The following is a 12,799-nucleotide window of genomic DNA, read 5'->3' as shown; positions in this document are numbered from 1 at the left end:
AGTTAATGACCATGAGAATACACCGTGTAAGGTCAATCAAACGACCGGTCGCCTGATCTGGAATGTGAAAACTGCCTCGTTCCTCGCCGGTATTGGCGTAGTGGCGGGTTTACTGACCGGCTTGCTCGGGGTGGGCGGCGGTTTTGTGATTGTCCCGGCACTGCGTAAATTCACCGACCTCGATATGCGCAGTATCGTTGCGACTTCTCTAATGATTATTTTCCTGATTGGTGGTGTCAGTATTTCTGCACACGTGCTAGATGGCTTTCAATATCCTGTTTCGGTCACGCTGACTTTTGTCCTGGCCTGTATTGTAGGGATGTTAATTGGACGCAGTCTGATGCACCGAATTGAAAGTAACCGGGTTCAGAAGATTTTTGCCACAACTGTGATTGGGGTAGCTGTGTATTTAATTTATTCAGCACTCATGGGCTAGTCCCGTGAAATGTTTTACGGATAAAGATAGAAGGTCCGCATCTGGATGATAATTGAAGGAAGAATACCCTATTTTATGTCATCTGAATGAAGATTAAACAGGTGTAGAGTCTGAAATGACTTTAGCAAATGGACTGTTTTCAATAGCGTTATCGCTGCAACAGTGCTGGAATGAGAGCTTATAACAAAGCGCTTTTAAGCTGCTGAACCGGCATTTATAACAGATGAAGCTGATTTTGATGAGCGAGGAAGAATGAAAATGATGAAAACTGCAGAGCAATTGATCCAGAATGCGAAAAGCCGGATTCAGGAAGTCAGCGTAGATGAACTGTTTGAGGCAATGAAAAACCATAAAACCATACTGATTGATGTCAGGGAGCCGGATGAATTTCAGGCAGCAGCGATAGATCGGGCAGTCAATTATCCCCGCGGTGTACTGGAAATGCGAATCCACCAGCATCCTTTGGCTAGCCATCACTGTGATGTCTTGCAAGCACTGGAACATTTAAAAGATCAAACCATCTATTTGATCTGTGGCACGGGTGGACGTTCATCGTTGGCGGCAGATACTTTACAGCATATGGGATTTACCCAGGTGAAGTCAGTTCAGGGGGGCTATCAGGCCTGGTTGGAACAGGGCTACCCGGTAGAAAAATAACCTGTTGCAGTAGAAAAAAACCTTATTGTTGATTTTTTAATTTTAGGTAAAGTTATGAAATACAAAGAATTAACCCAAAATATTTCAGGCAGTTTAAGAACCTTAAGTCAGGATTCGCCTGATTTAATGAAAAGTTTTAATCAGTTGTCCCAGATTGCGATGCGTGATGGCGTAATTGATCCGAAAACCAAGGAGCTAATTGCCTTGGCGATTGGTGTGGCGGCACGCTGTGATGGTTGCATCGGTTTTCATGTCAGAACATTAGTAAAAATGGGCATGACGCTACAGGAACTTGAAGAAGTGCTAGGCGTTGCAGTCTATATGGGTGGTGGACCTTCATTGATGTATGCCGCAAATGCCCTGGAGGCATTTAAAGAGTTTTCCAGCTGATTGGATAGTTTAGTAAAGGGAGGCTGAAATGAGTCAGCACTGGAATGAATTGTATGCCCAGACGCAAGATCTGTACGGCACAGCAGCAAATCTTTTCATTCAGGAAATTGCGGACAAAATCCGAATAGAGGGTAAAACACTGGCAATTGCTGAAGGGGAAGGACGGAATATCCTGTACTTGACTGAGCGGGCAAGACAGCAGGGTTACCCTTTTTCGGCGGAAGTCTGGGATTATTCCGATGTTGCTTTGAAGCATCTGTCCAACAAGGCCGAAGCCAAAGGGATAAAACTTGAACTCAAAAATGTTGATTTAACAGCAGCTAAATGGCCATCCGAGTGTTATCAAAACGTGATCTGTGTATTTGGTCATTTCGATACAGAAACACAAAAACAGGTTTTAGAAGGCATAAGAAAATCCTTGCTCAACGGTGGATGGTTTATCGGTGAGCTGTATTCCAAGGAGCAGATCAAATATAAAACCGGTGGCCCTAAAAATATCGAATATTTATACGATCCGCGGTGCATTCTGGACGTGTTCGGCCAGGACCATCTCCATCATTTTTATGTAGCAGAGCAAGAAAGACAGGAGGGAGAATTACATTGCGGTAAATGTCATGTTATTCAATTTGCGATACAAGTGATGAAGTAAAAATAAGTGAATTATTAAATGTGATGTAAATATTCAGCATTGCAGTACTTTAAAAAAGAGGTTTTATTATGTCAAATCGGTTCAAAAATAAAGTTGCCCTAGTTACTGGTGCGGGTTCTGGTATTGGGAAAAGCACAGCTATGCTTTTAGCGAAGCAGGGTGCAAGTGTTGTAGTCTCGGATATTAACTTTGAAGCAGCACAGAAAGTTGCTGAGGAAATTGTATCTTTAGGCGGTAAAGCTGCTGCGAATAAAGCCAATACGGCTGAACCTGAAGATATGAAAGCAGCGGTTGAATTTTCAGTCAACACGTATGGTGCCCTTCATTTGGCTTTTAACAATGCTGGAATATTGGGTGACGTTCAGCCAATTGCAGATTTAAGTATTGAAGCTTGGCGTCGTGTGATTGATATTAATTTGAATGCGGTCTTTTATGGTTTACATTATCAAATCCCTGCAATATTGGCAGCAGGAGGTGGTGCGATTGTGAATACAGCATCAATTTTAGGTTTAGTTGGGACTAAAAATATTTCTGGTTATGTTGCAGCTAAGCATGGTGTAACCGGGCTTACTAAAACAGCTTCGCTAGAATATGCTGAAAAGGGTATTCGTATTAACTCTGTACATCCAGGTTATATTAAAACCCCTTTAATTGGTGAGTTTGATGAAGCTGAACTGACAAAATTACATCCAATTGGGCGTTTGGGACAGCCGGAAGAAGTTGCTCAGGTCGTTGCCTTCTTACTTTCTGATGATGCATCCTTTGTAACGGGCAGCCAGTATGTGGTAGATGGTGCATATACTTCACAATAGGTAATTTTAGGAAAGGCCTTCATCTGATTGAGACGGTTTTTCCTTTTTAATTTATATAGAAGCCTCTCTTACAAATAAAAAATGCCCGATGAAATTCGTCAGGCGTTTATATGAAATATAGTGTCAACCTATTTCAAACCTAGGCAATTTAATGTTTTGCTCAAATAGCAGTTAGGTAAGGTGTACTTTATCAGCGAAAGTTCCTATTAACGTTTAATGGGAACTTTAACTATGGTTTCAGATTTTATTCAAGCGTACACAGAACATAATCTAAAGCATTTAACGAAGGTGCAGATGTAGGCGAGTTAAAGTAAACTGTTAATAAAATTATCAGGATCAATTTCCTCAGTCACGATGACATGGACCCCTATATTTCTGAGTTTTCCCCGCAGTCGTTCACCCATGCCTGCTGTAATCAGCATATCCATTGGTAATATCTTGTCTAGAACCAAACCTGATTGACTAAAGGTATCTTCTTTCTCAACCTCAATTAACTGCTTATCAATAATTCCCTTGTCTTTAAGTTCATATTTCTAAAACTTTCTGCATTTTCCAGCGGGGGGGGGAATGTTACGTCTATTCTGTGAGGTAATTACAATAAACATGAGAGATTCCTCCAAACCGATACTGCCACTCTTTACTGTATATATCGGTTCATGATTTATAAGTTATGAAGCTGATAGAAAAAAGAACTATTCAAAAAGCATAGTTCATTGCCTTTAAGCAAGATTTTTCAAAACAAACTGAGGTGACTTGATAAAGAGTTTTAACAAGGCCTGGGCTGAGCTTGAGGGATGATGAACTCCACGTTCCCAGCTTTCTAGAGTACGGGCGGAAATATACCGTTTCGATGCTAGTTCTGTCTGTGAAATATTAAGAGCACGTCTGATCCTGACAATCTGTTACGCCAAATCCAGATAACAGCTGCTATTAAAATCACTTTTTTGGGGATGTGTATGATCATGCTGAAGTAGATTGATTGTTGTCTCCTCCTTATTGATACATCAAAAAGTTGTAATAAGACTTTGAAAAATCCGAAGGTCATTGGGTGGTGATGGCTGAACATTCTTTAGACAATAAACAGCCTTCTCCAGAATAAACTGCAGGAGAAGGCTGTTTGTTGTTTTAAGTATTTAATTTAACTAACTTTTTATTTTATTTTTTTGCTTTTCAAAACCGAATATATACTATATATTTGTAGAGTGAAAAGTTGAGTAAATACGTAGGAATTTATCCTTAAATTTCATGTTTTTATTCAGCGTATCCCTCCTATTCGATGCCAGTCGAGAGAAAATTTGCTGAAGCAAAGTGGACTATTTATCGCATTTGCAGCACTACTTTTGCAAATTGCAGTATATTTGCAACCTCTACTGCCGGAAAAATTTCATATTGCTCCGGTCTGTATGTCGATTACCCACAATCTTCTTTCGCCTGCTGATCATCATCATGCCCACTCAGTTTATCATGAGCTGCTGCAGGATTTGATTCTTCAACATTCCCACGATCACAATCAGCATAACCACCAGTGTCAATACTGTACGGTCTATGGTGATTTGGTACTGCCATTTAAGCTGGGGATTGATGAAGTTCTGAACCGAATTCAGGTCAGATTAAATTTCTATCAGACTGTCTTCCAACATGTCTATTTCAGCTTACAGAAGCTGTATTTGCTCCCGCAAGGCAGAGCACCTCCTTTAGCTCTTTAGGACATGATTGGTCACGTCAAACAGTTGATCTGTTTGTACCACACAACATCTTAAAGAGTTTTAATCATGAAAATTCAGCTTTCGCTGTTCGCTGACAGCGTTATGGTTCTGTTCGCACTTAAAAAAGTGCACAGAGTATCCAGGATTGATCTTTTATTCCTAGACAAGATGATAAATGCAGGGAGAGGTTTGCCAGTCAAACGGCTTCAAGCGACCTTTTTGATACCTTTCCACTGTTCAATCTATCAGCAGGAGGCAGCATGAACTTAGGTCTGACTGCGCTGGAACTGGCGCGTATCCAGTTCGCATTTACCGTATCATTTCATATTATTTTTCCAGCAATTTCTATTGGTTTAGCCAGCTTTCTGGCTGTTCTGGAATGGCGTTGGCTTAAAACCCATGATCCAGTCTATCGCGATTTATTTAAGTTCTGGATCAAAGTCTTTGCGCTGTCCTTTGGTATGGGCGTGGTCTCTGGCGTGGTGATGAGCTATCAGTTTGGCACCAACTGGAGTGAGTTTTCACGAATTTCCGGCAGTGTGACAGGCCCATTATTAGCTTATGAGGTCTTAAGTGCTTTCTTCCTTGAAGCAGGTTTTCTTGGGATTATGCTTTTTGGCTGGGGCAGAGTAGGTCCAAAAGCTCATTTTTTTGCAACACTAATGGTTGCAGTGGGTACCTGTATCTCCATGTTCTGGATTCTGTCTTCGAACAGCTGGATGCAAACACCTCAAGGCTTCACTATAGAAAATGGGATTATCGTCCCGCAAGATTGGTTTGCGATTGTATTTAATCCCTCCTTCCCATATCGATTAGCTCATATGGCGATGGCTGCTTTCCTTGTTTCTGCCTTGTTAGTTGCAGCAACAGCTGCTTTCCATTTATTAAAAGGCCGTCGTGATGCCTTGGTGAAAAAATCATTTTCAATGGCCATGTGGATGATTCTGGCACTGGCACCGCTACAAATGTTTATAGGTGACATGCACGGTCTGAATACGCTTGAACATCAGCCTGCCAAATTAGCTGCAATTGAAGGGCATTGGGAAACGAATAAAGATCATGGTATGCCTCTTTATTTATTTGGTATTCCTGATATGCAAGCTGAAGAAACCAAATATGCGATAGGTATTCCAAATCTTGGCAGTCTGATCATGACGCATACCCTGGATGGTGAAGTCAAAGGTTTAAAGGAGTTTGCACCTGAAGACCGTCCAAACTCACTGGTTGTATTCTGGAGTTTTCGGATCATGGTAGGGCTTGGTGTACTCATGATTCTGATGGCAATTTTAGGGGTATGGCTGAGAAAAACAGGAAAGTTTTATGATTCCGTATGGTTGCATAAGTTTGCCTTATATATGGGGCCATCAGGATTTATTGCTTTACTTGCAGGTTGGTTTACAACCGAAGTTGGTCGTCAACCTTGGGTTGTTTATGGTGTGTTGCGTACCAAAGATGCCCTCTCGCCTGTCTCAGCAGAACAGGTAGGCTTAACACTGGTTATTTTTGTAGTTGTCTACTTTATTGTATTTGGAGTTGGCATTTTTTACATGCTGAAACTGATGCGTAAAGGTCCGGAATTTATCCATTTGGAACCACATAGTGAGCAGGAAGTCATTCAAGCTTCAAAACGTCCTTTAAGTACGATTGATGATGAGAACGACTTAAATAAAACAAATCCTACACAAGATCAGGAGAATCAAAAATGATCGATTTATCATTGATTTGGATTCTAATTATTGGCTTAGGTGTGTTGATATATGTCGTACTGGATGGCTTTGACCTCGGCATCGGTATTCTATTTCCCTTTATTTCCGATCGGCAGGAACGTGATGTCATGATGAATACCGTCGCACCGGTATGGGATGGTAATGAAACATGGATGGTACTTGGTGGTGCTGCATTATTTGCAGCATTTCCTTTGGTGTATTCTACGGTGCTTTCAGCTCTGTATATGCCAATCATTCTTATGGTAATTGCCTTAATTTTCCGTGGTGTGGCATTCGAATTCAGGTTTAAGGCCAATAAAACCAAACATCTGTGGGATCAAGCTTTTATATGGGGTTCCATTCTGAGTTCATTTTTACAAGGCGTAATTTTGGGTGCCTATATTCAGGGAATAAAAACAACCAATGGTGTCTATACGGGAGGTGGTCTTGACTGGTTAACACCTTTTTCCCTGTTTACTGGTGTGAGTGTTGTTGTCCTATATGCAACTCTAGGATGTGGCTGGTTAATTTTTAAAACTGAAAAAGCATTACAAAATAAAATGTTTGAATTTATGCCTAAACTGATTATTACATTATTTGTAATTTTTGGTTGTGTCAGTATTTATACGCCTTTAGTTCATCATCAAATTGCAGAGCGTTGGTTCAGCCAGCCCCAAATATTTTATTTTAGTCCAGTACCGGTGTTAGTTCTTCTATTTACTTTCCTGGCACTCAAAGCCTGTAAGCAGAGAAAAGAGTTTTTGCCATTCATTTACACTTTAGCCTTGGTCATTTTAGCCTATACAGGCTTTCTAATCAGTTTATGGCCTTATGTGATTCCGCCTTCAGTCACTATATGGGAGGCTGCAGCACCTGCTAGTAGTCAACTTTTTGCACTGATTGGAGCACTTATCTTAATTCCAATCATTCTTATTTATACAGGATTATCCTATTGGGTATTCAGAGATAAAGTGCGTATTGGTGATGATGGGTATCATTAAGGAGACGTGATGAAAACTTCTGAATTAAAATGGTTTATTTGCTTATGGTTGGCTGGTTTTTTAAGTTTGGCACTGGTCGCAGGACTGTTTAGATTTTTGTTGAAATTGGCCTATTAAGTTTTAAACATAGGTCAGTGAGATCTCCTTACTGACCTATTTTCGATAAATTAGGAGTAAATAATGAAAAAAGATCTTTTTTGTGTTGGTATCGAGTTTAAAAAAGCAACTGAACAAACGGAATCCGGCACTGTTGCAAATAGGGATCTGAGTCGATGATATTCCTTTCAAAAAAGCTTAGAGACCGAAAACCCTGTTGATTAGACACACTTCACCCTGAGTCTGGCCATAATAAAATGACGATGCTTGTCCTTTACGTAGTGCACGTATGACTTCAATACCTTTAATTGTGGCATAAGCCGTCTTCATAGATTTGAATCCTAATGTGGCCCTGATGATCCTTTTTAGCTTGCCATGATCACATTCGATCAGGTTATTTTTGTACTTAACCTGCCTGTGCTCAAGGTCTGGTGAACATTTCCCTTCCTGTTTTAACCGTGACAAAGCACCTCCATTTTGGTGTGCTTATCCGTGTTGATCACCCGTGGAATTTGCCGCTTCTTCACATTATTTAAAATTTTTCCAAGAAAACAATATGCTGATTTGGTATTACCTCTAGAAGAAAGGTAAAAATCAATGGTATCGACACGTTGATCGACTGCACGATACAGATAAGACCATCGTCCATTTACTTTTACATAAGTTTCATCAATATGCCATGAGCTCAGATCTGTAGGATTACGCCAATACCAGCGTAAGCGTTTTTCTATTTCAGGAGCATAAGGTTGAACCCAACAATAAATCGTAGTGTGATCAACATTCACACCACGTTCGGCAAGCGTTTCCTGAAGTTCACGATAGCTAATGCCATATTTACAATACCAGCGCACAGCCCAAAGAATGATTTCGCCCTGAAAATGCCGACCCTGGAAGGGATTCATATGCTGCACTTTTAGCTAAAAAACTATTTAGCTTATCATCAATGGCTATTTGCAACAGTGCCGTTAAAACTATCCCTTTATCTTGTATAGGTTATCTTAGTAATAGTACTGGTTTTGTAGAGTTTGATAACAATTTGGTCGTCGTACTCCCAATAAAAAACTGGCGTATTTTTGAATGACCGTATGCACCGATCACCATCATATCAATAGAGTTTTTCTCTTGATAATCCAATATTGATTTCTCAACTTCACCTTCAAGCACACTATCAATGACATCAAAACCATTATTTGCAAGTAGCTGTTTTGCCCAAGTCACTTGACATGTCGTATCACTATTTGGCTTACCCACATAAACGACATGAGCGGTCAGGGTTTTTAATAAAGGGCTATTTGCAATTTTGTCTACACAAATACGTGCAGTCGGACTTCCATCAAAAGCAATTAAAAAAGACTGAGGTGGACTAAACGGTGAAGATGTGATTAACACGGGTTTATGAAGAGCACGAACAACATTTTCAATATGGGTTCCAACTTTACTGGAATTGTGCTCGGTTTCAGTTCCATGCTTACCCATAACAAGAACTCGAATGTCCTCTTCCATTCCCATGATTGTTTCTAAAAGACTGCCATGGCGTTGAAAACTTTGAGCATCAATAGAGAACTTCTCCAATAGATAGTTTTTTGCTTCCCGAAGAAGAATTTGGCCATGCTCTAGCTCAATTTTTCCCTTACGTTCTTCCAGTTCAACCAACTCGTTGAGCAAAGTTTCTCGACTTCCCAAACCAATTGCACCACTTAAATCTTGTGGTGCTTTCGCTCTAGGCTTATCAATGACATGCAGTAACTGAAGCGGTGAATTCAGTTTATCGCTAAACCAAGCTGCATAGTCGCATACTGTATTTGTTGCTAATGATCCATCAATACACGCAATAATTTTTGACATAATTCATCCCTCTTAGTGGCTATTTAAGCGATCTAAAGCATCTGGTTTGTCGTGGATCCCAAATTTATCCACTAATGTTTTGCTGGCCTCATTCATTCCGATCAGTTCGACTTCTGTTCCTTCACGTCTAAACTTAATGACCACTTTATCTACGGCTGCGACCGCAGAAACGTCCCAGAAGTGAGCCTGACTGACATCAATCACCACTTTTGAAAGTGCTTCTTTGAAATCAAATGCAGACGTAAATTTATCTGCCGAGCTGAAGAACACTTGACCCGTTACCATATAAGTACGGGTATTTTCTGATTCATCAAATACAGATTGAATCGCCATGTAGCGTTCAATTTTATTGGCAAAAAATAATGCGGAGAGAAGCACACCCACTAATACGCCATAAGCCAGGTTATGTGTGGCAACCACCACAACCACTGTCGCGATCATCACGATATTGCTAGAGATGGGATATTGGCGAATATTGCGCAGTGAATCCCAGTTAAATGTTCCAATGGAGACCATGATCATGACGGCAACCAGTGCAGCCATTGGAATGACTTTGAGCCAGTCGCTGATAAACACCACCATAATCAATAGAAATAATCCGGCGGTAAAGGTGGATAAACGGGTACGACCACCAGATTTTACATTAATAATCGATTGACCAATCATGGCACAGCCTGCCATTCCCCCCATAAAACCTGATGCAATATTGGCAACCCCTTGTCCTTTACACTCACGGTTTTTATCACTATTGGTATCGGTTAAATCATCCACAATTGTTGCGGTCATCATGGACTCAAGCAAACCTACAGCTGCCAGACCTAATGAATAAGGCAAAATAATCGCTAAGGTTTCAAGATTTAAAGGGATATCAGGAAGTAAGAAAATGGGTAGCGTATCTGGTAATTGTCCCATATCGCCTACAGTTCTTACATCTAAACCAATGAACAAGGCAAAGAGCGTAAGGAGGACAATACAGATGAGGGGAGAGGGTAAAAGCTTGCCTATCACTGGGATATAAGGGAAGAGATAAATAATCGCTAAACCGCCAATGGTCATCGCATAGACATGCCAGGTGACATTGGTGAGTTCAGGCAATTGAGCCATAAAAATCAGAATAGCGAGGGCATTCACAAAGCCAATCACGACTGACTTTGATACAAAGCGCATCAAGGCACCTAATTTTAGATAGCCTGCTAGGATTTGAATAAATCCTGTCAAAATTGTGGCTGCTAATAAGTATTGCAGACCATGCTCTTTAACCAGGGTGACCATTAATAAAGCCATTGCACCGGTTGCCGCAGAAATCATACCGGGACGACCACCGACAAAAGCAATTACGACTGCAATACAGAATGAAGCGTATAGCCCGACTTTAGGATCGACGCCTGCAATGATGGAGAAAGCAATTGCTTCAGGAATTAGAGCCAAAGCAACGACTATACCCGCAAGGACATCCCCGCGAATATTGGAGAACCATCGTTCTCGAATAGTGGATAACATAAACATAGCCTGTTTTTTTAAATTTTAGGAAAGGCTAGTGATGTGATATATACAACACACAAGCGACTACACCACATCACTAGACAGTGATGAGTTATTTACGAATTGAAGAGGTAAATAAACTTATGGTGGCGTAAGTGTCATATAAATTAAGAGGGGGAGGTAAGAATGGCTAGGGAAGCATAACAGCTAAGATAGCGTATATCTACCCAAACATTTTTAGATAACCCGAATTACGGATAAGGAATTACCTTGAACAAAAATGGTTAGAGCCAGTTAGAAAGTTCTCATACAATCTAAATATTCTAAACAAATTTTTGATTTTAAATAACTTTTTGTGTTTTTGATGGCTTTTTCAAAGAATTCAAACCTATCTACTGGCTATCTCTCAAACAGCAAAATATACGTAGGCGAATGCGCCAAGCAACCTTATCCTTATCCGAAATTGTAACGATTGCTATCTGCTATAAAGCATCACACGTAAATAATTTCAAAACATTTTTCCATTTTCTTCATCAGTTTCAACGGAATCTTTTTCAAGCTTTACCTGGTTCTAAAAATATGATCACTTTGATCAATCAGCATCAATTTGCTATTCATGCTTTACATTATGCTTTAACAAAATAACAAGAAGGGCAACATGGATTGACTCATCTTCTCTACCCATCTGTAAAACAAAAGAATTCCTCAGGGCCATCACACCTTAGACTGTATTGCAACCCAATTCTATTGGGATGGTTTTTTGGCTGTAAATTACCTCTATTAATGAATAGTGAAGGTGAATTTTTTAAGATGATTTTATCTAATGGTCATTTGGCTGACATTAAAAAAATTGAAGAATTGGTTGGTGGATTATCAGCAGTTATCTATGGTGATAGAGAAACAGAAAATGTAAGCCCAAAATAGAAATGTCCGCTTTTAGAATACCAAATTTACACTAAGTATTTGATTTTTTATTTTTATAAATTAAAAGATCAACAAGCTAAAAGACGAATACGAGTTCGGATTGACTATGTAGAAGATAGAAATTTCAGAGATACTCAACCTGTTAGTGAAGGGATATCTGAGTTACGTTTACTATTCTTGGTATATAGCCGGTTGCTATAAGATTCCTTTGAAAAATAAGAAATTGCTTTGAAGTTTAAAATGCTTTAATTACTAATAATAATTTCTTTGGAATATTTACTGATTATGTCTCATTCTCATATCCACGGGACAGTCAATTATGGAACTGCTTTTGCAATAGGTATTGTATTAAATTTAGGATTCGTGGCAATTGAAGCAATTTATGGCTGGCATACGGGCTCTATGGCCTTACTGGCAGATGCAGGGCATAACTTAACTGATGTCGGGGGGTTACTTTTGGCTTGGGCTGCCTATAGTGTAGCTAAGCTGCAGTCTAATCGACGGCATACTTATGGCTGGAAAAAAGCTTCTATTCTGGCAAGCTTTATTAATGCAGTCCTGATTTTATTTGCCATGTTTGCTTTAGCATGGGAATCTATACAACGTATTCAGTCTCCAAGTCCTGTAGCAGCAATCACCGTTATGGTGGTGGCGGCAATCGGCGTGGCGGTGAATTTGAGTACAGCTTTTTTATTTCTAAAAAATAGTCAGCATGATTTGAATATCAGAGGAGCCTTTCTACATATGGCGGCAGATGCCGTTGTTTCTGTCGGGGTGGTGATTGCTGGGGCTTTATACTTATGGCAGGGCTGGTTATGGATTGATGCTGTAGTGGGGCTGGTTATCGCCATTATTATCATTCTAGGAACCTTTTCATTATTCAAGCAATCTTTACATTTACTTTTTGATGGTGTGCCAGATCAAGTCAATCTTTTGGAAGTGAGAAACTGTTTATTGAATACACCGAGTGTCGTGACTTTGCATGATTTACATATCTGGAGTATGAGTACCCTGGAGAACGCATTAACAGTGCATGTGGTTTATGATGAAAAATTACAAAGTGCGGATGCCTTGTTGACAGTAATTACTGAATCT

13 protein-coding genes and 2 pseudogenes are annotated in these 12,799 nt (G+C 40.0%); 11 read left to right on the top strand and 4 right to left on the bottom strand.

Translation table 11 applies throughout. The annotated features are described in order from the left end of the window. From B9T23_RS16495 to B9T23_RS16475, 5 genes are all read left to right on the top strand, one after another. Window positions 1-436 (top strand): sulfite exporter TauE/SafE family protein (locus B9T23_RS16495; protein ID WP_143222546.1); only part of this gene is annotated, 436 nt, incomplete at its 5' end. Between the two features lie 261 nt (window positions 437-697). Then, the gene (locus tag B9T23_RS16490) at window positions 698-1,093 is read left to right on the top strand and encodes a rhodanese-like domain-containing protein (protein WP_086194847.1); all 396 of its coding nucleotides are present in this window, start codon (window positions 698-700) and stop codon (window positions 1,091-1,093) included. 54 nt (window positions 1,094-1,147) lie between these two features. Continuing rightward, a complete protein-coding gene (locus B9T23_RS16485) occupies window positions 1,148-1,483 on the top strand; it encodes a carboxymuconolactone decarboxylase family protein (RefSeq protein ID WP_086194845.1) in 336 nt (111 codons plus the stop codon). 28 nt (window positions 1,484-1,511) lie between these two features. Continuing rightward, on the top strand, window positions 1,512-2,132 hold the full coding sequence (locus tag B9T23_RS16480; protein ID WP_086194844.1) for a class I SAM-dependent methyltransferase: 621 nt from the start codon (window positions 1,512-1,514) through the stop codon (window positions 2,130-2,132). 68 nt (window positions 2,133-2,200) lie between these two features. Next, window positions 2,201-2,944: an SDR family NAD(P)-dependent oxidoreductase gene (locus tag B9T23_RS16475; RefSeq protein ID WP_086194843.1), complete on the top strand. Its 744-nt coding sequence runs from the start codon at window positions 2,201-2,203 to the stop codon at window positions 2,942-2,944. Between the two features lie 719 nt (window positions 2,945-3,663). Here B9T23_RS16475 and B9T23_RS16465 read toward each other — a convergent pair. Next, entirely contained in the window at window positions 3,664-3,843 is a 180-nt protein-coding gene (locus tag B9T23_RS16465; RefSeq protein WP_086194846.1) for a helix-turn-helix domain-containing protein, read from the bottom strand. Between the two features lie 396 nt (window positions 3,844-4,239). Here B9T23_RS16465 and B9T23_RS17105 point away from each other — a divergent pair, with 396 nt between their 5' ends. From B9T23_RS17105 to B9T23_RS16440, 4 genes are all read left to right on the top strand, one after another. After that, a complete protein-coding gene (locus tag B9T23_RS17105) occupies window positions 4,240-4,650 on the top strand; it encodes a DUF2946 domain-containing protein (RefSeq protein WP_086194842.1) in 411 nt (136 codons plus the stop codon). Window positions 4,651-4,910: 260 nt separating this feature from the next. Then, window positions 4,911-6,356, top strand: coding sequence for a cytochrome ubiquinol oxidase subunit I (locus B9T23_RS16450; protein ID WP_086194841.1), 1,446 nt, complete (start codon window positions 4,911-4,913; stop codon window positions 6,354-6,356). Then, window positions 6,353-7,357, top strand: a complete 1,005-nt coding sequence (cydB, locus tag B9T23_RS16445; protein ID WP_086194840.1) for a cytochrome d ubiquinol oxidase subunit II — start codon at window positions 6,353-6,355, stop codon at window positions 7,355-7,357. The genes B9T23_RS16450 and cydB overlap by 4 nt, the downstream gene beginning before the upstream one ends. 9 nt (window positions 7,358-7,366) lie before the next feature. Then, window positions 7,367-7,474 carry a DUF2474 family protein gene (locus B9T23_RS16440; protein WP_086194839.1) on the top strand — a complete coding sequence of 36 codons (108 nt, stop codon included), beginning with the start codon at window positions 7,367-7,369 and terminating at the stop codon, window positions 7,472-7,474. A gap of 177 nt (window positions 7,475-7,651) precedes the next feature. Here B9T23_RS16440 and B9T23_RS16435 read toward each other — a convergent pair. The 3 genes and pseudogenes from B9T23_RS16435 to B9T23_RS16425 all read right to left on the bottom strand — a co-directional run bounded on the left by B9T23_RS16435 (window position 7,652) and on the right by B9T23_RS16425 (window position 10,798). Then, window positions 7,652-8,355 (bottom strand): annotated as a pseudogene (locus tag B9T23_RS16435) (IS6 family transposase). 91 nt (window positions 8,356-8,446) lie between these two features. Then, a complete protein-coding gene (locus B9T23_RS16430; protein ID WP_086194838.1) occupies window positions 8,447-9,298 on the bottom strand; it encodes a universal stress protein in 852 nt (283 codons plus the stop codon). A gap of 12 nt (window positions 9,299-9,310) precedes the next feature. After that, complete coding sequence (locus B9T23_RS16425; RefSeq protein WP_086194837.1) at window positions 9,311-10,798, bottom strand: SulP family inorganic anion transporter; 1,488 nt, start codon at window positions 10,796-10,798, stop codon at window positions 9,311-9,313. A 327-nt stretch (window positions 10,799-11,125) separates the two neighbouring features. Between B9T23_RS16425 and B9T23_RS17100 the strand changes: the two are divergent. Both B9T23_RS17100 and B9T23_RS16410 read left to right on the top strand, forming a co-directional pair. Beyond that, window positions 11,126-11,677, top strand: a pseudogene (locus tag B9T23_RS17100) (transposase); the annotation flags it as partial. Between the two features lie 312 nt (window positions 11,678-11,989). Further along, window positions 11,990-12,799 (top strand): cation diffusion facilitator family transporter (locus B9T23_RS16410; protein ID WP_086194834.1); only part of this gene is annotated, 810 nt, incomplete at its 3' end.

Source organism: Acinetobacter terrae (assembly GCF_002135195.1).
GTDB classification, from domain to species: domain Bacteria; phylum Pseudomonadota; class Gammaproteobacteria; order Pseudomonadales; family Moraxellaceae; genus Acinetobacter; species Acinetobacter terrae.
This window is presented reverse-complemented; position numbering and strand designations above follow the sequence as displayed.

Bases quoted from the DNA above. Each gene is read 5' to 3' on its own strand.
- B9T23_RS16490 (WP_086194847.1), top strand. From the start codon at position 698: ATGAAAACTGCAGAGCAATTGATCCAGAATGCGAAAAGCCGGATTCAG.
- B9T23_RS16485 (WP_086194845.1), top strand. From the start codon at position 1,148: ATGAAATACAAAGAATTAACCCAAAATATTTCAGGCAGTTTAAGAACC.
- B9T23_RS16480 (WP_086194844.1), top strand. From the start codon at position 1,512: ATGAGTCAGCACTGGAATGAATTGTATGCCCAGACGCAAGATCTGTAC.
- B9T23_RS16475 (WP_086194843.1), top strand. From the start codon at position 2,201: ATGTCAAATCGGTTCAAAAATAAAGTTGCCCTAGTTACTGGTGCGGGT.
- B9T23_RS16450 (WP_086194841.1), top strand. From the start codon at position 4,911: ATGAACTTAGGTCTGACTGCGCTGGAACTGGCGCGTATCCAGTTCGCA.
- cydB (WP_086194840.1), top strand. From the start codon at position 6,353: ATGATCGATTTATCATTGATTTGGATTCTAATTATTGGCTTAGGTGTG.
- B9T23_RS16440 (WP_086194839.1), top strand. From the start codon at position 7,367: ATGAAAACTTCTGAATTAAAATGGTTTATTTGCTTATGGTTGGCTGGT.
- B9T23_RS16430 (WP_086194838.1), bottom strand. From the start codon at position 9,298: ATGTCAAAAATTATTGCGTGTATTGATGGATCATTAGCAACAAATACA.
- B9T23_RS16425 (WP_086194837.1), bottom strand. From the start codon at position 10,798: ATGTTATCCACTATTCGAGAACGATGGTTCTCCAATATTCGCGGGGAT.